The organism is Arthrobacter cryoconiti (genome assembly GCF_020905375.1).
Classification (GTDB): Bacteria; Actinomycetota; Actinomycetes; order Actinomycetales; family Micrococcaceae; genus Specibacter; species Specibacter cryoconiti.
This window is the reverse complement of sequence record NZ_JAJJBU010000022.1, coordinates 114,468-139,373: the sequence shown is the minus strand read 5'-3', so window position 1 is coordinate 139,373 and position 24,906 is coordinate 114,468. Positions and strand designations below refer to the sequence as shown.

At 58.0% G+C, this 24,906-nt stretch carries 22 protein-coding genes and 2 pseudogenes; 15 read left to right on the top strand and 9 right to left on the bottom strand.

Annotated features, from left to right (window positions below):
- Positions 1-534: 534 nt before the first annotated feature.
- Both LOH53_RS11845 and rfbB read right to left on the bottom strand, forming a co-directional pair.
- The gene (locus LOH53_RS11845; protein WP_230067952.1) at positions 535-1,944 is read right to left on the bottom strand and encodes a sugar nucleotide-binding protein; all 1,410 of its coding nucleotides are present in this window, start codon (positions 1,942-1,944) and stop codon (positions 535-537) included.
- A complete protein-coding gene (gene rfbB / locus LOH53_RS11840; RefSeq protein WP_230067951.1) occupies positions 1,941-2,945 on the bottom strand; it encodes a dTDP-glucose 4,6-dehydratase in 1,005 nt (334 codons plus the stop codon). Before rfbB ends, LOH53_RS11845 begins: the two co-directional genes overlap by 4 nt.
- Before the next feature lie 53 nt (positions 2,946-2,998).
- On the opposite strand from rfbB, the gene rfbA reads away from it, so the two are divergent.
- The 4 genes from rfbA to glmM all read left to right on the top strand — a co-directional run bounded on the left by rfbA (position 2,999) and on the right by glmM (position 9,498).
- Positions 2,999-3,862 (top strand): glucose-1-phosphate thymidylyltransferase RfbA, encoded by an 864-nt coding sequence (rfbA, locus tag LOH53_RS11835; protein ID WP_230067950.1) that lies wholly within the window; start codon positions 2,999-3,001, stop codon positions 3,860-3,862.
- 107 nt (positions 3,863-3,969) lie between these two features.
- Positions 3,970-5,943 (top strand): DUF6541 family protein, encoded by a 1,974-nt coding sequence (locus LOH53_RS11830; protein ID WP_230067949.1) that lies wholly within the window; start codon positions 3,970-3,972, stop codon positions 5,941-5,943.
- 27 nt (positions 5,944-5,970) lie between these two features.
- Positions 5,971-7,956: a DUF6541 family protein gene (locus LOH53_RS11825; protein WP_230067948.1), complete on the top strand. Its 1,986-nt coding sequence runs from the start codon at positions 5,971-5,973 to the stop codon at positions 7,954-7,956.
- 195 nt (positions 7,957-8,151) lie between these two features.
- Entirely contained in the window at positions 8,152-9,498 is a 1,347-nt protein-coding gene (gene glmM / locus LOH53_RS11820) for a phosphoglucosamine mutase (RefSeq protein ID WP_230067947.1), read from the top strand.
- 228 nt (positions 9,499-9,726) lie between these two features.
- Here glmM and LOH53_RS11815 read toward each other — a convergent pair whose 3' ends face one another.
- The 3 genes and pseudogenes from LOH53_RS11815 to LOH53_RS17030 all read right to left on the bottom strand — a co-directional run.
- The gene (locus LOH53_RS11815) at positions 9,727-10,083 is read right to left on the bottom strand and encodes an ISAzo13-like element transposase-related protein (RefSeq protein ID WP_230067946.1); all 357 of its coding nucleotides are present in this window, start codon (positions 10,081-10,083) and stop codon (positions 9,727-9,729) included.
- An 85-nt stretch (positions 10,084-10,168) separates the two neighbouring features.
- Entirely contained in the window at positions 10,169-10,546 is a 378-nt protein-coding gene (locus LOH53_RS11810; protein WP_230067945.1) for a transposase, read from the bottom strand.
- Between the two features lie 79 nt (positions 10,547-10,625).
- Positions 10,626-10,829: pseudogene (locus tag LOH53_RS17030) on the bottom strand (integrase catalytic domain-containing protein); the annotation flags it as partial.
- On the opposite strand from LOH53_RS17030, the gene LOH53_RS11805 reads away from it, so the two are divergent.
- Positions 10,762-11,031, top strand: a complete 270-nt coding sequence (locus LOH53_RS11805; protein ID WP_230067944.1) for a hypothetical protein — start codon at positions 10,762-10,764, stop codon at positions 11,029-11,031. The pseudogene LOH53_RS17030 and the gene LOH53_RS11805 overlap by 68 nt on opposite strands.
- Before the next feature lie 265 nt (positions 11,032-11,296).
- Here the strand turns inward: LOH53_RS11805 and LOH53_RS17025 are convergent.
- A pseudogene (locus LOH53_RS17025) lies at positions 11,297-11,620 on the bottom strand (hypothetical protein); the annotation flags it as partial.
- 200 nt (positions 11,621-11,820) lie between these two features.
- Positions 11,821-12,105 (bottom strand): hypothetical protein, encoded by a 285-nt coding sequence (locus LOH53_RS11800; protein WP_230067943.1) that lies wholly within the window; start codon positions 12,103-12,105, stop codon positions 11,821-11,823.
- 187 nt (positions 12,106-12,292) lie between these two features.
- On the opposite strand from LOH53_RS11800, the gene galE reads away from it, so the two are divergent.
- From galE to LOH53_RS11750, 10 genes are all read left to right on the top strand, one after another.
- Complete coding sequence (gene galE / locus LOH53_RS11795; RefSeq protein WP_230067942.1) at positions 12,293-13,309, top strand: UDP-glucose 4-epimerase GalE; 1,017 nt, start codon at positions 12,293-12,295, stop codon at positions 13,307-13,309.
- Between the two features lie 145 nt (positions 13,310-13,454).
- Positions 13,455-14,744 carry a nucleotide sugar dehydrogenase gene (locus LOH53_RS11790; RefSeq protein WP_230067941.1) on the top strand — a complete coding sequence of 430 codons (1,290 nt, stop codon included), beginning with the start codon at positions 13,455-13,457 and terminating at the stop codon, positions 14,742-14,744.
- 9 nt (positions 14,745-14,753) lie between these two features.
- Positions 14,754-15,857, top strand: a complete 1,104-nt coding sequence (locus tag LOH53_RS16945; RefSeq protein ID WP_230067940.1) for a glycosyltransferase — start codon at positions 14,754-14,756, stop codon at positions 15,855-15,857.
- Between the two features lie 63 nt (positions 15,858-15,920).
- Positions 15,921-16,517, top strand: coding sequence for an acyltransferase (locus tag LOH53_RS11780; RefSeq protein WP_230067939.1), 597 nt, complete (start codon positions 15,921-15,923; stop codon positions 16,515-16,517).
- Positions 16,514-17,605 carry a DegT/DnrJ/EryC1/StrS family aminotransferase gene (locus LOH53_RS11775; protein WP_230067938.1) on the top strand — a complete coding sequence of 364 codons (1,092 nt, stop codon included), beginning with the start codon at positions 16,514-16,516 and terminating at the stop codon, positions 17,603-17,605. The genes LOH53_RS11780 and LOH53_RS11775 overlap by 4 nt, the downstream gene beginning before the upstream one ends.
- Positions 17,606-17,607: 2 nt before the next feature.
- Positions 17,608-18,600, top strand: coding sequence for a Gfo/Idh/MocA family protein (locus LOH53_RS11770; RefSeq protein WP_230067937.1), 993 nt, complete (start codon positions 17,608-17,610; stop codon positions 18,598-18,600).
- Positions 18,600-19,769, top strand: coding sequence for a glycosyltransferase family 4 protein (locus LOH53_RS11765; protein ID WP_230067936.1), 1,170 nt, complete (start codon positions 18,600-18,602; stop codon positions 19,767-19,769). The genes LOH53_RS11770 and LOH53_RS11765 overlap by 1 nt, the downstream gene beginning before the upstream one ends.
- Entirely contained in the window at positions 19,766-21,070 is a 1,305-nt protein-coding gene (locus tag LOH53_RS11760) for a lipopolysaccharide biosynthesis protein (RefSeq protein ID WP_230067935.1), read from the top strand. The genes LOH53_RS11765 and LOH53_RS11760 overlap by 4 nt, the downstream gene beginning before the upstream one ends.
- A 72-nt stretch (positions 21,071-21,142) precedes the next feature.
- Complete coding sequence (locus LOH53_RS11755; protein ID WP_230067934.1) at positions 21,143-22,240, top strand: glycosyltransferase; 1,098 nt, start codon at positions 21,143-21,145, stop codon at positions 22,238-22,240.
- Positions 22,237-23,820: a hypothetical protein gene (locus LOH53_RS11750; protein ID WP_230067933.1), complete on the top strand. Its 1,584-nt coding sequence runs from the start codon at positions 22,237-22,239 to the stop codon at positions 23,818-23,820. Before LOH53_RS11755 ends, LOH53_RS11750 begins: the two co-directional genes overlap by 4 nt.
- Here the strand turns inward: LOH53_RS11750 and LOH53_RS11745 are convergent.
- Together LOH53_RS11745 and LOH53_RS11740 are read right to left on the bottom strand one after the other, a co-directional pair.
- Complete coding sequence (locus LOH53_RS11745; RefSeq protein ID WP_230067932.1) at positions 23,764-24,210, bottom strand: DUF2304 domain-containing protein; 447 nt, start codon at positions 24,208-24,210, stop codon at positions 23,764-23,766. The genes LOH53_RS11750 and LOH53_RS11745 overlap by 57 nt on opposite strands.
- A gap of 4 nt (positions 24,211-24,214) precedes the next feature.
- Positions 24,215-24,880 (bottom strand): glycosyltransferase family 2 protein, encoded by a 666-nt coding sequence (locus tag LOH53_RS11740; RefSeq protein WP_230067931.1) that lies wholly within the window; start codon positions 24,878-24,880, stop codon positions 24,215-24,217.
- Between the last annotated feature and the right edge of the window lie 26 nt (positions 24,881-24,906).

The window sequence follows — 24,906 nt, the reverse complement described above, 5'->3', positions numbered from 1 at the left end:
TGAACGTAGTCGTCAGGGTGGACACAGCTCGGCATTATCTGGACACTACTGGAGTATTTCGCAGCTTCCTCGGCCAAATAATCATTTCCGGCAAGCACATGGTCCGCGCTTCGGACTGACCGTTCCCAGACCTTTCCTTTGGGGTAGAGACTATAAGGAAAGGGGGCCGCGTTGTGGAAAATGGCATCGTCAAAATCATAGACAGAAAATCTGGATGACCTTAGAATCCGGCTCTCCAACCGTCCATTACTCAAAGGAGACGCTTCTCGACTCATCAACAATGTATCGTCCGTCCCGCGCTTGGCAAGGGAACGGAGCGAACGTTCCGCCGCAAAGACCTTGGAAAGGTTTTTCCCCAGGGTTGTGAAGCTATTGTCAGCTAGGCCTAAGTAGGAATATGACTCAGCATCCGTAACCCCTAAGTAGTCAAGCCAGTCATGGATCCGGACTCTGGCACTACTACCGCCCCGGCCATAGGTCGCAACAGTAATCACTGAGCCTCACTCAGACTAAAGCTCTTCACTGATGACATCCCTAATCCTTCAAGTATTCGGCCAGCCGCAGCCGTGATTGCTGAGGAAAGAAATTCGTGGCCTTGATGCGTGCCAGGTCCAGGGTGCTGTTCAGGGGCCTAGGGGCTGCTTGCTTGCCCTCGAAGTATTCCTCCGTGCTGACCCCGGTGACGGCGTCGCGGCTGGCACCGGAGAGTTCGTAGACGTCGGCGGCGATGTCGGCCCACGACTGTGGCTCTCCGTCGTTGCTGAGGTTGTACACACCATAGGTCGCGCCTGCTTCGAGCAGGTGCTTGATGCAGGCGGCAATGTCCTGGGTGAAGCTCAGGCGGCCGATCTGGTCATTGACGACGCGGGGAGCAATGCCCCTGTCTGCCAGGGACGCCATGGTGCGGACAAAGTTGTTGCCTTGCCCGATGACCCAACTGGTACGCACAATGTAATGCCTGGGCACCACAGAGACAACCGTATCGCCGGCAGCCTTGCTCTGCCCATAAACGCCCAGGGGGGTGAGGGTTTCATCCTCGATGTGGACCTCTGTGCTGCCGTCAAAGACGTAGTCGCTGGAAACATGAACCAAGGTGATGCCATAAGCTGTGGCGACTTTGGCGAGCTGTGCCACCGCGGTGGCGTTGATCGCCCACGCCGCTGCACGCCCCTGCAGGGTTTCGGCCGTGTCTACGGCGGTATAGGCGGCAGCGTTGATGATGGTCGAGTAGTTCTTCCATGCCCTCCCCGTATAAGACGCCTCGGCGGTAAGGTCAAAATCAGCCCGAGCAGCGAACTCAACACTGGCATCGCCCGCATAAGCGGCACGCAACGCCTTGCCCAGCTGGCCGTCGGCGCCCACCACCAGTGTTCTCTTAGGCGGCATCGGGTCAACCTTGGCCAGGCGCGGATGGGCTCTGTCCTTTTCGGACAGTTCGGCCTGCTCCAACGGGATAGGCCAGGCGATGGCTGCCGTCTCATCGGCAAGGTTCAAGAACGTGTACTGATCCTGCGCGTCAGCCGACCAATGGTCATTGACCAGGTACGTGTAAGCGGTATTGTCTTCCAAGGTCTGAAATGCGTTGCCCACACCTCGAGGAATAAAAATGGCCTGCGACGGGTCCAGCTCCGCAGTGAAGACCGCCCCAAAGGATTCACCCTCACGCAAATCAACCCAGGCACCAAAGATCTTGCCTGTGGCCACGGAAATGAACTTGTCCCACGGTTCGGCGTGGATGCCGCGAGTGGTACCGGCCTTCTTATTAAAGGAGATGTTGTTCTGCACCGGGGAAAAGTCTGGCAGGCCCAAGGCCATCATCTTCTCGCGCTGCCAGTTTTCCTTAAACCAACCACGGTTGTCACCGTGCACAGGAAGCTCATACAGGACGACGCCCGGAATCGGCGTTACAGTGGCCGTGAGCTTCTTGGAGAACTCGATCGTCATCCTTGCTGGCCCTGTTCCATGTACTTCGCCTCGGTCGTAGCTTTCTGTGGGCGCCACCAGGACTCGTTGTCCCGGTACCACTTGATAGTCTCCACAATGCCCGCCTCAAAGTCGGCGAACGACGGGCGCCACCCCAGCTCGGTGCGGAGCTTCGTCGATTCAATGGCGTAGCGCAGGTCGTGGCCGGGACGGTCTATGACATGGTCATAGGCGTCCTCGGGGAGGCCCATGTGGGTGAGGATCAGTTCAACAACGTCTTTGTTGTTCTTCTCGCCGTCGGCGCCAATGAGGTAGGTTTCACCGATGCGGCCCTTTTCCATGATGGCCAGCACAGCCGAAGAATGGTCATTGGCATGAATCCAGTCCCTAACATTTTCGCCCTTGCCATAAAGTTTGGGACGGATTCCGTCGATCACATTCGTAATCTGGCGCGGGATGAACTTCTCCACGTGCTGGTACGGTCCGTAGTTGTTTGAACAGTTACTGATGGTTGCTTGCAGACCGAATGACCGCACCCAGGCGCGCACCAACAGGTCCGATCCTGCCTTGGTGGAGGAGTACGGGCTAGAAGGCGCATACGGGGTGGACTCGGTAAAACGTTGCGGATCATCCAGTTCCAAATCGCCATAGACCTCGTCGGTGGAGATGTGGTGGAAGCGCTTACTGTGTTTGCGAGCTGCTTCGATCAACGTGTACGTTCCGATGATGTTGGTGTCCAGAAACGGGCGCGGGTCCTGCAAAGAGTTGTCATTATGGGATTCCGCAGCGTAATGAATCACACCCTCCGCCTGGGCCACCAACCCGTCTACGAGTTCAACATCACAAATATCGCCATGAACGAATGTAAACCGATCGGAAGGCAACCCGTCCAACGAAGCTAGATTTCCAGCGTAAGTGAGCTTATCCAGCACAGAAACGTGCATGTCAGTGTGCTCAAGAACGTAGTGAACAAAGTTGGAACCGATAAATCCGGCGCCGCCGGTGACCAGTATATTCTGCATGACGCAAGTCTACCGGTTTGGTCACTCGGCCAAGACACGGGATCATAGGTATTATGCGCGGAATAATTCTTGCCGGTGGTACCGGCTCACGCTTGCATCCCATCACACTCGGGGTCAGCAAGCAGCTCGTCCCTGTCTATGACAAACCAATGATCTACTACCCTCTTTCGACACTGATCTTGGCGGGTATCCGCGATATTCTCATCATTACAACCCCCCATGATGTTGATCAGTTCCAGCGGCTACTGGGAGACGGTTCACAGTTTGGCGTGTCGCTTAGCTACATCCAGCAGCCCGCCCCGGACGGTCTGGCACAGGCCTTCGTTCTGGGGAGTGACCATATTGGCAACGAGTCTGTTGCGCTGGTCTTGGGGGACAATATTTTCTACGGTCAGGGCATGGGGACACAACTTGCCCGTCATAAGATCGTGGATGGTGCGACTATCTTTGGATATCGGGTTGGCAACCCCAAGTCTTACGGCGTGGTGGAATTTGATGCGGCCGGGAATGCGCTCTCGCTTGAGGAAAAGCCCGAAGTTCCCAAAAGCAACTACGCGGTGCCTGGCCTATACTTCTACGACAATGACGTAGTCGATATAGCAAAGAACCTCAAACCTTCTCCACGCGGAGAGCTTGAGATCACCGACGTAAATCGAACCTACTTAGAGCGTGGAAAATTGAAAGTCGAAATTCTTCCTCGTGGCACTGCGTGGCTGGACACTGGAACATTCGCTGACCTCAACGATGCATCCAATTTTGTCCGCACAATCGAGAATCGACAGGGCCTGAAAGTTGGCGCACCTGAGGAAATTGCGTGGCGCCAAGGCTTCCTCACCGATGATGAGCTCCGTTTAGGTGCGGAATCGCTATCAAAGAGCGGCTACGGGAAATACTTACTAGGGCTACTTGATCAATAACATTCGGCTAGTCTTCATTCGTAAATTTTCGTGAACAGGGCGGCGTCTTTTCCGGGCACCATTGAGGGTAACAATTGTTCAATAGTATGAATCGAGCGTGCTTGTAGATGCTTTCAAGCTGGGCTGCCGCGGTGCCGGCCATCCTCGTTGCTATCCTGATATTTTTCGGCCCCGGTTTTTTGCTTGTCAGGCTAGCTGGTGGCCGAACGGCATTGGCTCTAGGTCTTGCGCCCCTAGTTGGAACGTCTATTGTCTCGGTTGCAGCTGAGTCACTCAGGATCGTCGGTGCGCCTTGGAATCTGTGGGCCTTTGTCCCTGTCGCTCTGGCGTGCTGCCTGGGCACGTGGCTGCTACGACGCCTTCTCCGTGGGTCCGGAAGTTCCGTCCGACCCGAATCAGAACGGAACCTCACCCGAAATATCCTTGTTTCGATAGGAATCGCAGCAGCACTGCTGGCACCCCGTCTGCTATTGATCTTCGGTTCTGCAGGGAACATCTCCCAAACTACTGATGATGTTTTTCATCTAAACACCATTCGTTTGATGCTTGACGTGGGCAATGGATCAATCTTTACCCCGGCACTACTCAATGGAGACGGCCCTGGCGGCTTCTACCCAGCGGCATGGCACAGCATAGTTTCGCTCGTCGCCGGGACGACTGGAGTTGGCATTCCGGCCTCAGTTAATTCTGTCAACCTCGTCATTGGCGCTCTCGTATGGCCAGCCGGAGCCATCTTCTTGGCCCGCCAGATTTTCGGCAATCGGGCGTTGACCATGTTCGCCGTTTCAGTGCTGACAGTCTGTTTCGCCGCTTTCCCCTTCAGACTACTTGACTGGGGTGTTCTTTACCCGAACTTCTTTGCAATGGCCTTGACGATGCCACTTTGGGGCCTCGCATTGCTGCTATTGAAGCAGACAGCCAGCGGAGACGAAGTTTCAGTTCCGATGACCTGGTGGCTGGTGCTGACTGCTGCGCCTGCAGCAATACTCGCGCATCCCAACGCGCTATTGGCAGTGATTGCACTCGTGATTCCCCTGATCGTCGCCCGACTCTGGGGACTGTGGAACACGAATGGCAAAGCGTCTGCGTCATCCAAATTACGATTTAGGCTGAGCGCGCTTTACATTGGGTTGCTAGTCATCGGGGTAACCGCGTGGATATCGCTAAGGCCGATCCCGCTGAGCAACATCAACACCAACCCTCCCTACACAACAATTGCCCGAGCTTTCGGTGAATGGCTTACAGGAACTAACTCAGGCCACCTTGCAGCGGTTGGGACCCTTCCATTGGTGGTTCTTGGCGTCGTGCACTTGGTCCGCACCCGTAGTAATCTGTGGCTGCTGGGTAGCTACGGAGCCGTTTCATTGCTCTTCATCGCCGTGACGGGTTTCCCGCTGTCTACCCTCAGAACGTTTCTCACGGGCGGCTGGTATGACGACTATAATCGCGTGATCGGGTTGGTGGTACTCGTTGCATTGCCATTAGCCGCTTTGGGGGCCACATGCGCTGTCGACTACCTGCGGGGAGCCCTAGTTACCCGTTGGCCCGCGACCACCGCGCTTCGCTCGTTAGCGATAAGCCTTACTTTAGTTTTGGGAGGGTCACTTCTGATTTCTCAGGTGGTTACGGTTAATCCGGCCGCAGCCTCGGCACAGTCACGATTCAACATCGCACCAGGCGCACCCATGATGTCGGCCGACGAATACCGGCTCTTCAAAAGGCTAGACGATCTGGTACCTGCCGATGCCGCAATCGCTGGCAACCCATGGAACGGGAGCGCCATGGCCTACTGGGTATCAGGCCGCCATCTGATATTTTCACACATTTTTGTCCCCATGACCCCAGACCGTAAGTTGGTGGCACGGAGTTTGCGGCGGGCGTCATTCGACGCCCGTGTCTGCGCGGCCGCCAAACGGCTGAATATTCAATACGTTCTGGGTTCCTCGGAACCGGAATTTGCCTATGGAAAACCTGATGATGGGAGCTATTCCGGTATGAACAACATGGACTCTGCCGTTGGCTTTAATGTAGTTGCCCAAGAAGGAACCGCCACGTTGTACAAGATGGCGAACTGCGGTTAGGCGTCCTAGGATGCCAAGAGGAATTTGATGAACTGGTTACTGAACACGTACGTCTTCGCCGTTGCCGCGCTCCTGCTGCTTTGCCCGGGGGTCCTGATTGCCTCATGTGCCCGGGTTCGTGGCCTGGCACTCTGGGCGAGTGCAGGTCCATTGTCAATAACGTTCGTCTCTTGCACAGCTGTCGCACTTTCTCTCTTGGGTATACCTTTCAGCTTGCTTAGCGTCACTGGAGCCCTTGTTCTCGTAAGCGCTCTGGTATGGCTGATTGTTCGTGGCAGAGCGAGTAATTCGATGCGCCGCGGCCCCGCAGCTTGGGCATTGCCCTTGCCGACTGTCACAGCCCGCTGGGTCTATTTAGGGCTAGCACTTGCCTTTATGATTATCGTCTGGCGACTGCTCTCAATCTTTGGCCACCCGGATGCGTTTTCACAGACTTTCGATGATGTCTTTCATCTTAATGCCGTCAGATTTATCCAAGATTCCGGGTCGGGCTCTTCGCTAACTGTCGGCCTACTGGTCAACCCAGGTCAGACGATTTCTTTTTACCCTTCTGCATGGCACGATTTCGCTGCGTTGGTCTCAACGACCACAGGCGCGTCGATACCGGCTGCCGTAAATGCTGTCAACGTCGTGATTGCAGCGATTATTTGGCCAGCTGGTCTAATGTTCATGGTTACACGCATGACGGGCCTTCAGGCAGTTCCTGTGCTGCTGACCGGCGTACTGAGTGCAGGCTTTACGGCATTTCCCTATCTCATGCTTGATTTCGGAGTCCTCTACCCTTATTTGCTGGCAGTAGCATTGCTTCCTTTCGCCATAGGTCTGGCATTCACGTTCACCGAGAGCCGCGTGCTCCTTACCCGCGCGAATATTTCAGCGGCCGCACTACTGGTGATGGCTTTACCTGGAATGGCTTTGGCACACCCAAGTTCATTGCTCGCGTTGACCGCATTTACGTTCCCCTCGATTTTGCTAGTTTTCACCCGATCGATAAAGTCAGCTTTAGGGAGAAAACGTCGTGCAAGAGCGCTTATCCCGCCACTAGCATGGTTTGTCGGATACTTAGTTGTTGCCGTACTCGGCTGGAAAATCCTACGCCCAGACCCGGCCTCGGCAGTCTGGGGTCCCTACCAATCGCTCTCACAGTCACTCGGCGAAGGGCTACTCAGCGCCCCTATGTCCAGGCCCGTACCTTGGGTGATTGCTATCATGACAGTCTGCGGCGTTGCGATACTACTTCGCCGCAGGGAAACGTGGTGGATTCTTGGCGTCATGACCATCGGGCTTGGTCTGTTTTCCATGGCCTCGGGCATGAGACCCGGCGGACTTCGGTCATTTGTCACAGGCGGTTGGTACAACGACAGTAATAGGCTCGCAGCGCTCCTTCCCATAGCCGTTATCGGAGTAGCCGTGGTAGGTGGCACATGGGTTTTCGATAGGGTAATTCTCCACACGCGTCGCATAATTTCTGAGCGTAGGATTCACTCGACATCATTGCATTCTGCGACGCGTGCAGGCGCAATAGTCTCTGGCACCATTGTTCTGGCGCTGATTACCCAATTTGGTTCTGTCGGATTTGAGGTACGCTCCGCTGCGGCGCAGTTCCAGATCACTGACACGTCCAATTTGATCTCAACTGATGAAAAAGCCCTGCTTGATCGGATCGATACGATGGTCCCGGCCGGTGCAACGTTGGTCGCCAGCCCGTGGACCGGCGCCTCCCTTGTCTATGCACTCGCTGGTCGCAGGTCGTTGACTCCGCATATTTTTGGCGACCCAGGACCAGAAGCACAGTTCGTCCTCGATCATTTGTCCAATCTGTCCACTGACCCAGCCGTATGCGATGCCATTGAAGAAACCCATACATTCTACGTCTTAGACTTTGGCACCCAGGAAGTCCACGGTGGATCACATCCTTTTCCTGGAGTCAAACATTTGGCGACCGTTCCGGGAATCAGGCTTATAGATTCCGAAGGCGAAGCCAAGCTCTACCAAATTACGGGTTGTCGATGAGGTGGCACCCACTGATAGCCAGTCACCCTTGGCGCTGTCTACAATTCCCATGGGATTCGCAACTTTGACGCTCTACTTAGGATACTTGGGTCTTAGCCAGTATTTCACGGCCTCCGCGCGTCATTCATCATAAGTCCCCGTGGATGGGCGCAACGCGGCCGAGTATTTCCATCCGGGTGATCTAGACTTATCGGGATGTCTAGAATATTTGGAACTGACGGTGTCCGCGGTTTGGCCAATGGCTTGCTGACGGCAGAACTTGCATTGTCGCTTGCTCAGGCGGCTGCCATGGTGCTCGGGCATAACCAAGTCGGGGACGACAAACGTCCCCGGGCGGTGGTGGCCCGTGACCCCCGAGCGAGCGGTGAATTCATCTCTGCTGCTGTGGCGGCGGGCCTAGCCAGTGCCGGAATTGACGTCTACGACGCGGGCGTTCTTCCCACCCCCGCTGCAGCGTTTTTGATTGCCGATCTGGGCGCGGACTTTGGTGTCATGATTTCCGCGTCGCACAATCCCGCACCGGATAACGGCATCAAGTTCTTCGCACGTGGGGGCACCAAGCTCGATGATGCGCTAGAAGATGCCATCGAAGAGCAGCTCCAACGGGACGCGTTCCGCCCCACGGGCGTCGAAGTTGGCCGCATCCAGCGCTTCTCCGACGCCGAGGACCGCTACGTTTTGCATTTGCTGGCCACCCTGCCGAATCGGCTGGACGGTCTGAGGATTGTCCTTGACTGTGCCAACGGTGCAGCCAGCGGCTGCTCCCCTCAGGTCTTCACCGATGCCGGTGCCACCATCCATGTCATTGGTGCGGAGCCCGACGGTCTGAATATCAACGACGGTGTGGGGTCCACTCATCTGGAGAAACTCCAGGAGAAAGTGTTGGCCACCGGGGCAGACCTTGGCATTGCGCACGACGGCGACGCCGACCGATGCCTTGCGGTGGACCACGAGGGCAACATCATCGACGGCGACCAGATCATGGCTGTTCTGGCTTTGGCCCAGAAGGAGTCCGGTCAGCTCAAGGATGACGTTCTTGTTGCCACCGTCATGAGTAACCTCGGCTTGAAGATTGCGCTGCGGAAAGCCGGGATCGCCATTCGGGAAACCGCCGTCGGCGATCGCTATGTGCTCGAAGAAATGCGTCGTGGAGATTACACGCTCGGCGGTGAGCAATCCGGGCACGTCATCTTCTCTCAATTTGCTACGACCGGGGACGGCCTGCTGACAGGCTTGCAACTTTCCGCGCAACTGGCACGAACGGGCAAGTCGCTGAAGGAATTGGCAGCCGCGATGACCAAGTTGCCGCAGGTCATGATCAACGTCAAGAACGTTGACAAGAACCGCGCCGGTATTATGCCCGCTATCAAGGCCGCCGTCGTTAAGGCCGAGAACGAACTCGGCGATACCGGTCGAGTCTTGCTGCGCCCCTCCGGCACCGAGGCGCTGGTGCGGGTCATGGTGGAGGCCGGCGACTTGGAAACAGCCCAGCGGATCTGTGAAGAACTCGTGAGAGTTGTTCGGGCCGAATTGGCGCTGTAGGGCTCACTGATTATGTAGTCAGTGTGTCGGGTTTTTGAAGTTGTAATGCCATTCATGCCTGGAGAGGGTACCGCTGGACTGCACTGTGGCCATTTGCTGGTCGGGTATTTTGATGCCGGTGGGACAGGTTCCGGCGTCGAGTTCGGCGAGACTTTAGAGACCCGTTGTGGTGGTTGTTGCCGCGATGGAATTGATGGTTACTTCGTGGCTAGTCAGGGGTGTGCCGCGCTAGTTCATGGAGATGTGGAAGGAGAGTTTGCGCTTGATTTTTTTCATTTGCTGATGTCTGGGGCAGACCGTGATCTGAAGTCCGGTTTCTTCGGCGAAGGCGGCGAGTTCGGTCTTGAAGAGCCGGGTGCGGAAGCCGTTGGAGCCCGCGCCGTCGGCAGTGATCAGCAGCCGGCTGGCGCACGGGTGGGTGGTATGTCCGGTTGTGTTCCACCAGGAAAAAGTGGTGTTCACAGCGAACGTGACAGTGTCGTGGTCGGTGCCCACGTCAAAGACGTTGTAGGGGGTGGCCTTGACGCCTTCCTTGTCGATAAATTCGTCGCCGTTAACCTGTTCGGGGTCCCGGAAGTGCGCCACTCGGCGCCCTAGTTCCGTGGTGCCTCATGTCAATATGCTCGCCAAATGAGTGCCGCGTGCCTCAGCTAAAGTGCTCGCGAAAAGGTCATGCTGCGTGGGGTGATTGGGAGTAAGTCTTGGCGGCGGCCAGTCGGATGAGTCGTTGCTGAATTTCGTTGATTCGGTTCGTCAGCCCGGCTAGGTCCAGGCTGGCGTAGAGGTCCTTTATGTGTTGGCCTTGGGGTTCGAGCATGATGCCGGTGTCCTTGATCCGCTGGGCTGGGGTGCGGGGATCGTCGTAGCTGCGCACTGTTTTCCCTTTGCTGCTTAGGTGGTATCCGGTGACTTTCTTGGTGGGCAGGAATAGGTTCTTGCGCAGGTTCACCAGCGGCCAGAGCTCGTTGAGTAGGCGGAGTTCGGTATCGGTGTCGTAGCGGTAGTTGAACGCGGAGCGGCGCACGACGGCACCGTTTTTCTGCTCCACGAACGGGTTGCCGTTGCCAGTGGTGGGGCCGGGAACGGGTCATGCGAATGTTATGGGTATTGCACCAGGTCGTGACCGGATCGTTGAGGAATTCAGAGCCATTGTCCGAGTGAATGTGGTCGATCGGGTACGGGAATTCTTTCTGGATTTCACCCATCGCCTCAACCACCCACTTGGAGGCTTTGTTTTTGATTCCCCGGTTGACCGTCCAGCCGGTGAAGACATCCGTGGCGGTCAGCGTGAACGCGTACTGGCCCTTGGCACTGTTGCCGCAGTGTGCCACCGTATCGATGGCGACCAGGCCCGGCTGCCAGTCAATATCCGGGATGCGGGACATGATCGGGATCGCCTCGGTGTACTGGTTCCGCCGCGACCTAGTCGTTGATTTCCCGTCCGGATACATCGAGAGTTTGAACGGTGCCAGCAGCCGGTCGATCGTCGCCGCGCTCATCGCCAGCAACTGGCCCCTCACCTCCGGGCTGTAGCGGGAGCGGGTCCTGCCGAAGGCGCCGGAACCGATGTGGGCTTCCATGTTGGCCAGGGTGGTCCCCATGACCGCGGCCAGATACTTCCCGCAGGGCTGCCCCGCCACCACCCAAACCTGCTGGAGAACCTTCACAGTGTCGTAGCCGTACGTCGGCGGCCTCGGCCTGCGCTTAATAGCACTGACGGGCCCACTGCGCTTGAACGCCTTATTGAGCTGCCGGCGAGCATTGGACCTGGACCACCCAATCTCGGCCATCAACTGGTTCAAGATCTCGCCCTTAACCTTCTTCGGAGCCTGCCCATAAGCAGCAGCTTCCTTCTTCGTGATTTCCCTACGCGCAGACAACGACATCCCATAGTCCATCCCTCCAGCACACCAAAGCACCCGAACATGCGCCAGAGATTTCGCGAGCACTTCTCAAATGAGGCACGCACCCCGTTTCGCGAGCACTTTAGTTGAGTCTCGTCGAGTTCTTGTAGGGACCGACGCGTTACCTTATTCTTGGCACCAATGCTGATGACCGGCTGATCAGTATCCAGGTGCTGGGTAGCTTGGGCTTTGAGGTAACCGAATTGCGCGTTTCGATCGGGTGCTGATTTCCTTCAATGGTGTTGGTGTTGGCCTGCACTCTGAATTCGTTGGCCTTGAACAGGGTTGCCGCACTCTCCGCCCCGCCCAGTGTCCTTGGCTGGTGAGTTCGGTGCCCAGCTTCGTGGTGGAGAAGGTCGTCCAGGACAGGGGTGATTCCGTGTCTCCATGGCGGGAAGTTCCGCCATGGCCAGCAGTCCTAGGACCAGGCTTGGCCCTTCTCGGGCAAGGCCTTGCGTCCCGCCCCGGGCTTGAAGTCGCCTTGAAGTGGGGCGGTTCCGGCTTCCAGTTCGTTCACGCCGTGCTGGCTCTTTGAGCGGGCGGCGACCGAGGCCCGGGCCACCGTGGAAACCCCGCTGTGGCCCAGGGAACGGGCTTCGGTATCCGGCAGTAAACGCGCGGCCTGCTTGTCGAGCCGGGGCGGGATCGTGACATACTTCGCACGCAATGGTTCGACAACATCAGAGAAAATGGGCGACACCATTGACCCACCCGAAAGAGTATATGTCGAAGATATTTATGGATGAGTCCTAAAGCAAGGCTGATGTGAGTGTCGGTTACAAAGTGCAAGGGAGATCGCGCAACAACCACATGTTGTCGAAATCACCTCCTCAGGAGGACTTCCGCGCGCATGCCCAATTTCGAATCGCCACTCAACTAGACTGGAAACCATGAAGGTTTTGGTCACCGGCGGCGCCGGCTATATAGGGTCCCACACTGTTCTTTGCCTGCTGGAATCCGGGCACCATGTCGTCGTACTGGATAACCTGGTGAACTCATCAGCGGAATCCTTGCGCAGGGTGGAAGAGTTGACGGGCAAGCACCCGGAGTTTGTCGAGCTGGATTTGCTGGATGCCGCCGGCGTTGACGGGTTGTTCGCAAGGGGCAACTTTGATGCGGTCATCCACTTTGCCGGCCTGAAAGCCGTGGGGGAGTCAGTGGCACAACCTCTGCGTTACTACCAAAACAACATTGGTGGCACCCTTAACCTCCTGGCATCCATGGACACGCACGGCGTCCGCACCTTGGTGTTCAGCTCTTCGGCCACTGTCTATGGGGCTAGCGAAGAAGTTCCACTCATTGAAAAGATGCCCTTGGATGCGACCAACCCATACGGGCGAACCAAGGAACAAATCGAAGATGTCCTCACTGATTTGGGAGCTTCCGATCCCACCTGGCGGGTTGCGTTGCTCCGCTACTTCAACCCGGTGGGGGCGCATGAGTCTGGACGCATCGGTGAGGACCCCACCGGCATACCCAACAATCTTTTACCTTTCGTCGCTCAAGTCGCTGTAGGGAGACGGGAGAAAGTCATGGTGTTCGGCAATGACTATCCAACCCCGGACGGCACCGGTGTGCGCGACTATATCCATGTCATGGATTTGGCTGCGGGCCACCTGGCAGCACTGGACTATCTGCCAGCCCACCAGGGCGTGTTCACCTGGAACCTGGGCACCGGCAACGGTTCCTCGGTTCTGGAAGTCATCCAGGCCTTCGGTGACGCCGCAGGAAAGCCCGTGCCGTTCGAGTTTGCACCTCGCCGCCCGGGCGACGCTGCCGTCAGTTACGCTGATCCGTCAGCTGCCTTGGCGGACTTGGGCTGGTCTGCGCACCGCAACCTTGCCCAGATGTGTGCCGATCACTGGCGCTGGCAGCGAAACAACCCGGACGGGTACACGGCGTCGTAACAACGCGGGACCTTGCCCAGACAGGTTCCCGCGCGGCTGCCGGGCCGCCAGTGTCACTCTGAGAGTTGAGTGAACGCCACATCCAGTAGTTCGGCGAATCGTTCCGCCGCCCTCCAGTACATTCGAGAGATTAGGCACCCAAGACATGAAGATCGCTGTCATTGCCCTCGGCAAGATCGGCCTGCCGTTGGCTGTGCAGTTCGCATCCAAAGGCCACGAGGTGGTTGGTGTGGACATCAGCCAAGCGGTGGTTGACTTGGTCAACACGGGCACCGAGCCTTTCCCCGGTGAAGCTCATTTGCAAGAAAAGCTCCATGAAATGGTGAGTGCCGGTAACCTCCGGGCCACCACGGACTACGCAGACGCCGTCCCGGGAGCTGACGCCGTGGTTCTGGTTGTTCCGCTTTTTGTGGATTCGGAGGCTAACCCTGATTTTGGCTGGATGGACAGCGCAACAGACTCTCTCGGACGGAATCTAACCGCCGGGACGCTGGTATCTTATGAGACCACTTTGCCGGTAGGGACTACCAGGACGCGTTGGAAGCCTGCGCTAGAAGCGGCGTCCGGACTGGTCGAGGGCCGTGACTTCCACGTGGTGTTCTCTCCAGAACGCGTGCTCACGGGCCGTGTGTTCGCAGATCTACGGAAGTATCCCAAACTGGTGGGCGGGCTCTCCGCTTCAGGTGCCGCGAAAGCGGTTGATTTTTACCACTCCGTCCTAGACTTTGACCCTCGTCCGGATCTGGAGCGCGGGAATGGCGTCTGGGATTTGGGCTCAGCCGAGGCCTCCGAACTGGCCAAGCTCGCAGAGACCACGTATCGAGACGTGAACATCGGTCTGGCTAACCAGTTCGCCCGCTTCGCGGCCACGGCGGGCATTGACATCTACCAAGTTATTGCCGCGTCAAACTCGCAACCTTACAGCCACATCCACCAGCCCGGTATTGCAGTGGGCGGGCACTGTATCCCCGTATATCCGCGCCTGTACTTGTGGAACGATCCCGATGCCACCGTGGTCCGCGCTGCCCGAGCGGCGAACGCAGAGATGCCGGATTACACCGTTGGTCTGCTAGAAGGCGCCTATGGGGACTTGGCTGGGGCTAGGGTTGTGGTGCTCGGCGCCGCCTACCGTGGGGGAGTGAAGGAAACCGCGTTCTCCGGCGTGTTTGACACCGTCCAGGCCATTGAAGGCAGGGGAGGCATTGCTCTGGTCCACGATCCCTTGTACACGGACGGGGAATTGAACAAGCTCGGTTTCAACCCTTACCATCTCGGCGAGCCCGTGGACGCCGCAGTCGTGCAGGCAGATCATGCGCAGTACCGTGTGCTATCCCCGGCTCAGCTTCCAGGTCTCAGGGTATTTATTGATGGCAGGCGCGTGAGTTCTCCCGAGAGGTGGCCCGGCATCACTTACCGTGTCATCGGCAAGGCATAAGTTCCCTGCGTGCGCGTTCTTGTCCTCACTACTTGGTTCCCGGATGCCAACACTCCGTCAAAGGCGCCGTTTAATCTTCTCCACGTTCAGGCCATAGCCCAGCGACACGACGTTCGCGTGATCCACTTCCAGCTCGGAAGGACTGGTCCCGTGACCGAAGAGAACTACGACGGCGTCAGCGTGATCCGGGCCCCCGTGTCACCGCGGCGGCCACTGCAGGCACTAACAGCCATACGTTTGCTAGCTGTAGGCCTGAAAACCGCGGACGTGCTGCACACCATGGCGTTCACTTCCGCCGTGGCCGCAGCGCCTGCGGCCATCTGCCACAGAACGCCCTGGGTCCACACGGAACATTGGAGCGGCATGGCGAATCCGGCCAGCGTGTCGAAGAAGTGGGCGGCTTTCGCATGGTTGCGCTACGTCCTCAAACTTCCTGACGCCGTGACGGCCGTCAGTTCGGCTCAAGCCGAACAATTGCGTCGCTTTGCGCGTCGCCGTGGGCTAAGCGTGGTGCCCAATGTTGTTCTTTCTCAGGATTCGCTGGCCGAACGTACAGGCCAGAAACGCGGGGTGGTGCGCATCGTTTCCGTCGGCGGGCTTATTACGCGTAAACGCCCCGCACTAGCCCTCGAGACACTGCGCATCCTGCGCACCGAAGGAGTCTCCGCGAGCTTGACATGGGTTGGCGATGGGCCGTTACACGCGGACCTAGAAAAGATGGCGGCAGCCGCCGAACTCGCCTCAGAGTTCAGTATTACGGGGCTTCTGCCGCCGGATCAAGTAGCAGCGAAACTGCGAAATGCTGACGTCTTTTTGCTGCCAACCCACCACGAGACTTTTTGCGTCTCGGCAGCTGAGGCAATTGCTGCGGGCATCCCCGCAGTGGTTACTGACCTGCCGGCGGTCCGGGACTTCTTGACCGAGAAGAACAGCGTACTGGTTAGCGCAGGCAGAGCCGAGGACTATGCGCGTGGAGTGCTCCTGGCCTTGGAACGGTTCGCTGAGGTGCCTTCATCAGACATCGCGGAGACAGTATCTCTGCGCTATTCGCCCACGGCGGTTGCCGAGCTTTTCTCGGACATATATAACCACATCCAGCGTTTCACAAAATGACTGGGATAATGGCCAAAATGGTGATCCGGGCAGAATCCGGGAGCATTGAGTGAAGGGCACATCATGACGAGTACCGCAGCGACGGCCGACGTATCGGAACAGGCGATTATTGGTGCCGGTGCCAAAATCTGGCACTTGGCCCAAATTCGCGAAGACGCAGAACTCGGTGAGAATTGTATTCTGGGTCGAGGCGCCTACGTGGGGCCAGGGGTGAAAATTGGGGCGAATTGCAAGATCCAAAATTATGCCCTGCTTTACGAACCGGCTGTCTTGGGCAACGGAGTTTTTATCGGACCCGCCGTGGTGCTGACTAATGACACCTACCCTCGCGCGGTGGAACCGGACGGGACACTCAAGAGCGCCGACGACTGGACGCCTGTGGGTGTCACCATTTTCGAGGGCGCCTCTATAGGAGCCAGGGCAGTCTGCATCGCTCCTTTGAAAATTGGCCGGTGGGCCTCAATTGCTGCTGGCTCCGTGGTAACTCGCGACGTGCCAGACTTCGCCTTGGTGGCCGGAGTGCCGGCGCGGCGAATCGGTTGGGTGGGCAAGGCTGGCTTCCCGCTTAAGTCCGACGGCGAAAATTGGGTGTGTCCTGAAACTGGAGAAACATACACTGAAAAGGAAGAAACTTTGAAAGAGGCAGAGGTCCCGGCTTGACATACGATTTCATTCCCGCAGCAAAACCGATTATTGGTGCTCAGGAACGGGCTGCGGTCGACGCTGTCCTAGTCTCAGGCATGCTTGCCCAAGGCGCTGAGGTGGCCCAATTCGAGACAGAATTCTCTCAAGTCCTGTTGGACGGACGTGCCAGCGTCGGCGTAAATTCCGGTACCTCCGGACTGCACCTTGGGTTGCTGGCCTCAGGGGTGGGTCCGGGCGATGAAATCATCGTCCCATCCTTTACCTTCGCGGCCACGGGCAACGCCGTGGCGCTGACTGGGGCAACCGCCGTCTTTGCCGACATCGAACTTGAGCACTACACGCTGGATGTGGCCCACGTGGAGTCCTTGATCACGGAGCGGACCAAAGGCATTATGCCCGTTCACCTGTACGGTCACCCTTTCGCAGCGGATGCGTTTGCGGCCCTGGCTAGCAAGTACGGGATTGACCTCTATGAGGATGCTGCGCAAGCTCACGGTGCTCGGCTAAACGGCCGCCAGGTCGGCACGTTTGGCAAATTCGGAATGTTCAGCCTGTACCCCACAAAAAACATGACCTCCGGCGAAGGAGGCATGGTGTCGACGTCGGACCCCGAGGTAGAGCGGCGGCTACGGCTCTTACGCAATCAAGGAATGAAAACCCAGTATCACAATGAACTCGTGGGCTTTAACAACCGAATGACTGATTTGCACGCGGCCATCGGGCGGGTTCAACTTACGAAGGTGCTTGGCTGGACTCGTCAGCGCCAGGAGAACGCGGCATTCTTGACGGCGAACCTTGAAGGGGTGAAAACACCAACGGTGGCGATAGGCGCCGAACACGTCTACCACCAGTACACCGTGAGGGTTGCGGAGGGGCGTGACAAGCTCCACGAGCTTCTATTAGAAGATTTCAACATCGGCTCCGGTGTGTACTACCCGGTACCGAATCACCGACTTCCGTCGTTCAACTGTCCAGCGGATCTGCCGAACACGGAGATCGCTGCCAAGGAAGTACTCTCGCTGCCGGTTCATCCGTCACTGACTCCTGCCGACCTTGAGCGCATTGTCACGGCAGTCAATTCAATCGTTGCGGCAGGAGCATAGTTATGGCTACTTTGCGCATGGGACTGATTGGCCTGGGAATGATGGGCAGGCACCATGCTCGCGTTATCCGTGAACTGGAGGGTGTGGAACTGGTAGCTGTTGCTGATACCTACGCTGACCCGTACGGCGTTGCCCGGGATCTACCTCTTCTGCGCAGCGTTGAAGAGCTCATTGCGGCTGGCTTGGATATGGCTGTTGCTGCTGTCCCCACCGGCATGCACGAGGAAGTTGGGTTGGCGTTGGCTGGAGCCGGTGTCCACACTCTCGTGGAGAAGCCGATCGCCGCCAGTGCGCCAGCAGGCAAACGTCTGGTTGATGCTTTTGCGGCCGCGGGACTTGTGGGAGCTGTTGGCCACATCGAGCGTTTTAATCCAGCGCTGCAGTCATTGCGACAACGCATCGCTAATGGCGAACTGGGCGAGGTCTATCAGATCTCCACAAGTCGCCAGGGACCATTCCCGGCGCGCATAGCCGACGTCGGCGTGGTGAAGGACTTAGGAACCCACGACATCGACCTCACAGCATGGCTGGCACAGAGCGGCTACGAATCAGTGTTTGCCCAGACTACTACGCGCAGCGGTAGGATCCACGAGGACATGGTTTCCGTCACCGGTAAGCTGCAAAACGGTGTCATCACCAACCACTTGGTCAATTGGCTCTCGCCCAAGAAGGAACGACTGACCGTGGTGACCGGTGAGAAGGGAGCTTTTGTGGCGAACACTGTCACGGCAGATCTCACCTTTTACGAAAATGGTCTTGTAGCCACCCAATGGGATTCTATTGGCGCATTCCGGGGCGTTTCAGAAGGCAATGTCACCCGTTTAGCCATAGCTAAACCAGAACCCCTGCGGACCGAGCACGAGGCATTTCGCGACGCAGTCCTGGGCATTCGCAACGACGTGGTCACTCTGGTGGAGGGGCAGAGCACGCTGATCGTTGCGGAAGCTGTGCTGGAATCGGCACGTTCCGGCTCCGTGATTAGGATCGCCGACTAATGGGCCAAACGAAACCACTGCGCGTGGTTGTTACAAGCCGACTCTATGCTCCCGAAGTGGGTGCCGCGGCCTTCAGACTGCGGGCCCTGGTTGACAGCTTGGTAGAGCAGGGCGCCGACGTCGACGTGGTTACGACCAAGCTACCCACCGGATTCACCGATCTGGAGCCATCGTATCGTCTGCTCCGCTGGCCCGTGCTACGTGACTCAGGTGGATATGTACGCGGCTACATTCAGTACCTAAGCTTTGATATCCCAGCCTTTTTCCGGCTTCTTGTCATGCGTGCCGACGTGGTGGTCTCGGAACCGCCGCCCACCACAGGGATCGCCGTGGCCCTCTCCTCTCTGATACGGCGCCGTCCGTTCGTGTACTACGCCGCTGACGTGTGGACCGAGGCCCTTTCAGCTACGAGTGTTCCCGGGGTGGTCAAAGCAGCCATGCGGGCAGTCGAGGGGTTTGTACTTCGTCGGGCAACGATGGTTCTGGCCGTTTCAGATCCTGTGGCTGAAAAGGTGGCTAAATTCAACGTGCCGGCTCCTCAAATCAAAGTGGTGGGAAACGGTGTTGACACCGCCGTCTTCAAACCTGACGTAGTGAGTGCTCAGATTGAAAAACCTTACTTTGTCTACACTGGAACCATGAGCGAATGGCAGGGAGCCGGTATCTTCATTGACGCGCTGGCTGTGGTTCGAAGACAGTTTCCAGATGCAGAAATACGCTTTTTTGGACAAGGCACTGATGAAGCCAAGCTCAAGGACCTGGCCGCAGCTCATGCCCCGGGAGCCGTGCATTTCGGCGGGGTCGTCAGCCCTGCGGAGGCTGCTAGCTGGATTCGAGATGCGCTCGCAGCTCTGGTCAGCATCAAGCCAGGACAGGGCTACGACTTTGCCAAACCAACTAAAATTTACGCCGCAGCGGCCTGTGGAACACCCGTTGTTTTCGCCGGTCAAGGCGACGGCGCCCGGGTGGTCAACGAGAACGCGTTGGGTGTCACCAGCGCGTACGCAATAGACGAAGTTGCGCAGGCTATGTGTGGGTTGCTGCGGGGAACGGATCTGGGGCGCGATGCGCGGACTGCCTGGGCGATTGAGAACGCCTCTTTGCAAGCCTCAGGTCGATTGGCCGCGGCAGAAGTCCTTGCTGTGGCTGCGGGGAAGATGCCCGCGTGAGTAGCAGTATTGGCAGGAGAGTTGCCATGTGGCGACGGAGCCAGTTCTTGCGCCATGTACTGACGTTGCTGACCGGGACCGTCGCCGCGCAGGTCCTGGTACTAGTCCTGACCCCGGTGCTGTCCCGCTTGTATTCACCGCGAGATTACGGGCTATTTTCGCTGTATGCCTCCTTGGTAGCCACCGTGACGGTTGTTGCGGCCTTGCGCTACGACATGGCCATCATGCTGCCCCGGCACGACGCCGACGCCAAGGTTCTCAAAAAAGGTGTCACTCGCTTGATCATTGCCATCAGCGTGGGCGCAACGCTGGTGTGCGGGATCGGCTCACCACTGATTGCCCGTGCGCTAGGTAAGCCGGAACTCGCGCCCTGGTTGTGGCTGGTGGGGTTGAGTATCTTCACGCTTGGGGAGATTTCCGCCCTGACGTACTGGCTCAACCGCCGCAGTAACTACAAAGCAATCGGAATCAACCGCGTGCTGCAAAGCGGGGGTACTGCTCTGGCCCAGTTGGCGCTTGCTTTGGGAAAAATAACAGGTGTAGGAGGGCTGATCCTGGGAACACTTGTGGGTCAGGGGACGGCGTTGCTGACGCTGCGGCACAAGGCTCGGGAGGTACGTCAAGGGCTGGATGCCTCGGAGGAGAGCATTCGGGGACTCTTTGGAAGATACCGCCGGATGCCCCTGCTCAATGGGCCCAATGCACTGGTAGATGCAGTGCGGACCAACGGCATCAACTTGATCATCGGCGTCGTGTATTCCGGAGCACTTCTTGGACAGTTTTACATGGCATGGAAGTTGTTGGAAGTACCACTGGCGCTGATCAATGGGGCTCTGGCGCAGGTGTTCTTCCAGCGCCTATCAGTCATGGAACGGGGCACCATGTTCGCGTTCGCCAAAACGTCGGTCTACCGTTCGGCTGTCCTTGGCATTATCCCTTTTGCGCTCATCTACTGGCTTTCCCCCTGGGCGTTCCCGGTGGTCTTGGGCGCAGAGTGGGCCGACGCCGGCAATATCGCCAGGGCTCTCGTTCCGTGGCTATTTATGAGTCTGATCACCTCGCCCATTTCTACCATTTTTGTTGTCACTGAAACCCAACACCTGATGCTGGCCCATGCACTGGTTTACACGGCAGTTCCGCTCTCCTTGCTGTTCTTTCTGAAGGGGGACATCGTCTCCAACTTGACCATCGTGTCCTTGGCTATGGCAGTGATACTGGTCGCGTTCACCGTGATGGCGCTGTGGGTGGGGCACCGTTTTGACAGGGGACTTGATCCGAAGGCGGCCGTCCTGGAAGGCTAACCACGCGCGATTCCCACCCCGTCCCCACCGCCCGGTGCACCAGCACGGCACCGTTTCAAGAAAGTTCCAGCCATGGCTCGCATGATCTACCACGTACCCTATCCATTGACCCCCCACGCCAAGACCGGCAGCGGCCTGCGCCCGATGCGTATGCTGGAAGCCTTCAGGGATATTGGATACGACGTGGAACTGGTCTCCGGGGAATCAAGGGAACGCCGTGTGCTGATCAAGGCGCTGAAGAAGCGCATTGCGGCCGGTGAGAGCTTTGATTTCCTGTATTCGGAGAGCCACACCATGCCTACTGCGCTCACCGACGCTGACCATCTGCCCCGCCACCCATTCATGGACGTGGCGTTCTTGCGGTTTGCCCGGCGGAACGGCATCAAGGTTGGGCTGTTCTACCGGGACGTGTACTGGCGCTTCCCCGAATACAAGGAACGCCTGAACCCGGTGGTCCACACGGCCACCAGGGCGCTGTACCACCTGGACCTGGTGGCTTACAAGGCTGCCGTGGACACGTTGTACATGCCATCGTTGGGCATGGGAAAGTTTGTCCCGCATGTTCCAGTGAGCCGCCACAAGGCACTGCCCCCTGGCGGTGACATCGTCGATGCACCGTCAACGGAGAGGGAAGGCGTTCACCTGCTGTATGTGGGCGGGTTGGGTGGCTACTACTCCATGCACGGCTGTGTTCAGGCCGTTGCGGCGTCCAAAAATGCGTGGCTGACCATTTGCACCCGTGAGGATGAATGGGAGCGAAACGCACACGAATACCGGAGCCTGATGAACGATCGGATCCAGGTGGTGCACAAGAACGGCACCGAGCTGGTTCCTTACTATGAGCAGGCCGATATTTGCATGCTCTTCATCGAGCCCAGCATATACCGTTCCTTCGCGGCGCCCATAAAATTTGCCGAATACATTGGGTTCGGAAAACCGGTGATCGTTAACACTGGAACCAATGTTGCACAGTTTGTTGGCGCCCATGACAACGGATGGGCGGTGCCGTTCAAACCGGCAGGGCTCACCGCCTTGCTTGACGACCTGGCCGGGCATCGTGAAAAGATTGCCGCCATCACCAACAAAGTGCTCCAGCTGCGGGAAGATAATACTTGGACGACCCGTGCCCGCCAGGTGGCCAGCGACCTTTCTCCAACAATCTCCACTTGAATCGACAGCACCGAGAAGGATCCGTGGACAAAGTGCGCAGCGTCGCCTCAAGGTTCCAGCCGCCGCCCACGCTGGAACTGCTGATTGCTGTCATCGCGGCGGTGGCGTTCGTCACCAGGCTACTGCCGCTTTTACTCACCGGAACACTGGGTGGTTTTAGGGGATACGACGACGGCGTCCACTATGCAGCCGGTGTGCACCTGATAGCCGGGTCACTGCCATACCGCGACTATGTCCTGGTCCATCCGCCTGGTATCGCTCTGTTGATGGCGCCGTTTGCGCTCCTTGGCCACCTGCTCTCAGATACCGCTGGCATGGGTGCGGCCAGGGTGTTGTTTGTGTTGATCGGAACACTGAACACGGTGCTCATAGGGGTTTTGCTAAAAAAGTTGGGATACCTGGCGGTGATTGTAGGAGCTGGCCTGTATGCGCTCTGGTCCGTGGCCACCATAGCCGAACGCTCCGTCATGCTTACACCCATCCTGAATGTGTGTGTCTTGGCGGCCTTGCTCGCCCTCAGGAGCGGGCGGCGCCCACCCCGCCGGGCGGTCGCATTGGCGGCAGTATTTCTAGGGCTGGCCCTTTGTTTCAAACTGTGGGCTGTGCTGCCTATTCTGGTCATCGGTATCCTGGTCGCCGTGCGGTTTGGCCCGTTGCTCCTGCTGCGCTTTGCGCTGGTTGGTGCGGCGGTGTGCACGGCGGTCATGGGGCCGTTCTTTGTGCTGGCACCCGGGGCCATGTTCACCGACGTGATCCTGGCACAGCTCGCGCGCACCGACGGTGCGGGCAAGCCCTTGATGTACCGGCTCCGGGATTTTTTCGGGGCGGACGCGCCGGACTTTCTCATCCTCGCCGTGTCGTCACTTGGAGTGGTGTGCATCGTGGCTACGGTCTACACCGGACTGGCCGGGCGCCGCCGTCTGCGTGCGTGGGGGGATGAGGTCTGGTGGGCGTTGCTGGCTGTTGTGATCTCCGCCGTGTTGCTGACCTCCGACAGTTTCTTTGACCACTATCCCAACTTCGTGGCTCCACACTTGGCGCTTTGCCTCGGTGTGGCTGCCGATGCTGGCGCCGGGGTCCTCTCCCGCAGAAGCCACGTCAGGCTCAGTCGGCCCCGGATGAATCTCACGGTAGCCTTGGCCGTCGTCGTCAGTGTGGTTCTACTGGCGTCCACAGGAGTGAGGGGGTTTGTCCTGGAGCCGGAACCGCTGTCGAACGTGAACAGCGCGTTGTTGGTTGCCGCGGCGCGGCCATACGACTGTATCTTTTTCACCTATGCGTATATGGGTGTGGCGAGCGATTCACTGTCGCGGTCAATGCAGCATGGATGCGGTTCGGTGGTGGATGTTGGCGGCACACGCATGGTGGATGGGCTGCAAAGCGCCGGGCCGGGGACAACCTTGACCAGAGGGATGTCTGCTCAGGAGTTGCAGGTGAGTCAACTTAAGGTCGCCCAAGCGGCAGTGGTTCGTTCGCCGTTTCTCTACTACGGAATGTCAGCGGGTGCCGTAGAAGAACTCCGTTCAGACTTTGTGCTGACCGCCAGCTCCGGGACCTTCCAGGTCTGGGCCAGACGCTGACGGATCAAACGCTTCCGGGCCGGCTGGCTTGTTGGACCCTTCCCTTTGGGATTCCCACGGTTTGCCTGCTTCTTCCAAGGCTATGTGGCGGGACAGCGTGGTGATTGACTTCTCAAGTTGCCGGAAGCGATGGTTGGTGGTGGCCACCGTGACAAGGAAGCCCACAATGAGAGCGTAGAGGACTAGGTCCGTTCCACGCCCAACCCCCAGGAACCTGGCCAGGCGGGTCAGCGCAAAAGGGAAGAAGACCGAGAATGCGGCAACGCAGGCAAACAAGGCTAACAGCAGGCGGCGAATGGCCAGGTGCCGGGCGTTGGAGCCGCCGCGCATGAGCGCCACCGACACAACTATCACGGCGAGGACGAGTGCTATCTGGACAATGATCTGCATGGTCTTACCTAAAAAGGAGGTCCGCGAGGATGTTGACTGAGTTGAGCAGTGACTGTCCCTTCGCCTTGGAGTAGTCGGTATAGATGATCTCCACGGGGTGCTCCACCCAGCGTGGCTCGAGCTCGGACAGCTGGTGGATCAGCTCGGAAGCATGCGCCATCCGGTTTTGGGTGAGGAAAATTTGTGCGGCGGTTTCTGCATTGAAGGCGCGCAGGCCGTTGTGGGCGTCGGTGAGTGCCATTCCCGTGGCCCAGCGTGACTGGATGGCGGCCACCCGCAGCACAAGACGCTTCAGGGAGGAGACCTTTGTACGGTGATCCAGGAATCGTGAGCCCAGAACCACATCGGCTTCACCGGATTGGATACGGGCCGCCATGGCACTGGCATCTGCCACCCGATGCTGCCCGTCGGCGTCGAAGGTGAGAATCTCAGTGGTGGCCGGGTCCCGAAGGGCGAAGGAGAGACCTGTTTGCAAGGCAGCACCCTGACCCAGATTAACCGGGTGGTCCACCACTGTGGCCCCGGCTGCTCGAGCTATCTGGGAGGAACCGTCGGTGCTGCCGTCGTCGATACACACGACGTGGCTGAATTCGGAAAGGAGTCCTTTGACAACGTCGCCGACAACGGATCCTTCGTTGTACATTGGGACAACAACCCAGGTTCGACTCACTGTTCAAGTATCCCATGGACGGTGTA

Coding starts and splice junctions, on each gene's coding strand:
- LOH53_RS11790 (WP_230067941.1), top strand. CDS start 13,455: ATGAAGATCGCTGTCATTGCCCTCGGCAAGATCGGCCTGCCGTTGGCT.
- LOH53_RS11770 (WP_230067937.1), top strand. CDS start 17,608: ATGGCTACTTTGCGCATGGGACTGATTGGCCTGGGAATGATGGGCAGG.
- glmM (WP_230067947.1), top strand. CDS start 8,152: ATGTCTAGAATATTTGGAACTGACGGTGTCCGCGGTTTGGCCAATGGC.
- LOH53_RS11765 (WP_230067936.1), top strand. CDS start 18,600: ATGGGCCAAACGAAACCACTGCGCGTGGTTGTTACAAGCCGACTCTAT.
- rfbA (WP_230067950.1), top strand. CDS start 2,999: ATGCGCGGAATAATTCTTGCCGGTGGTACCGGCTCACGCTTGCATCCC.
- LOH53_RS11755 (WP_230067934.1), top strand. CDS start 21,143: ATGGCTCGCATGATCTACCACGTACCCTATCCATTGACCCCCCACGCC.
- LOH53_RS11745 (WP_230067932.1), bottom strand. CDS start 24,210: ATGCAGATCATTGTCCAGATAGCACTCGTCCTCGCCGTGATAGTTGTG.
- LOH53_RS11845 (WP_230067952.1), bottom strand. CDS start 1,944: ATGACGATCGAGTTCTCCAAGAAGCTCACGGCCACTGTAACGCCGATT.
- LOH53_RS11780 (WP_230067939.1), top strand. CDS start 15,921: ATGACGAGTACCGCAGCGACGGCCGACGTATCGGAACAGGCGATTATT.
- galE (WP_230067942.1), top strand. CDS start 12,293: ATGAAGGTTTTGGTCACCGGCGGCGCCGGCTATATAGGGTCCCACACT.
- LOH53_RS11830 (WP_230067949.1), top strand. CDS start 3,970: ATGCTTTCAAGCTGGGCTGCCGCGGTGCCGGCCATCCTCGTTGCTATC.
- rfbB (WP_230067951.1), bottom strand. CDS start 2,945: ATGCAGAATATACTGGTCACCGGCGGCGCCGGATTTATCGGTTCCAAC.
- LOH53_RS11800 (WP_230067943.1), bottom strand. CDS start 12,105: ATGGTGTCGCCCATTTTCTCTGATGTTGTCGAACCATTGCGTGCGAAG.
- LOH53_RS11825 (WP_230067948.1), top strand. CDS start 5,971: ATGAACTGGTTACTGAACACGTACGTCTTCGCCGTTGCCGCGCTCCTG.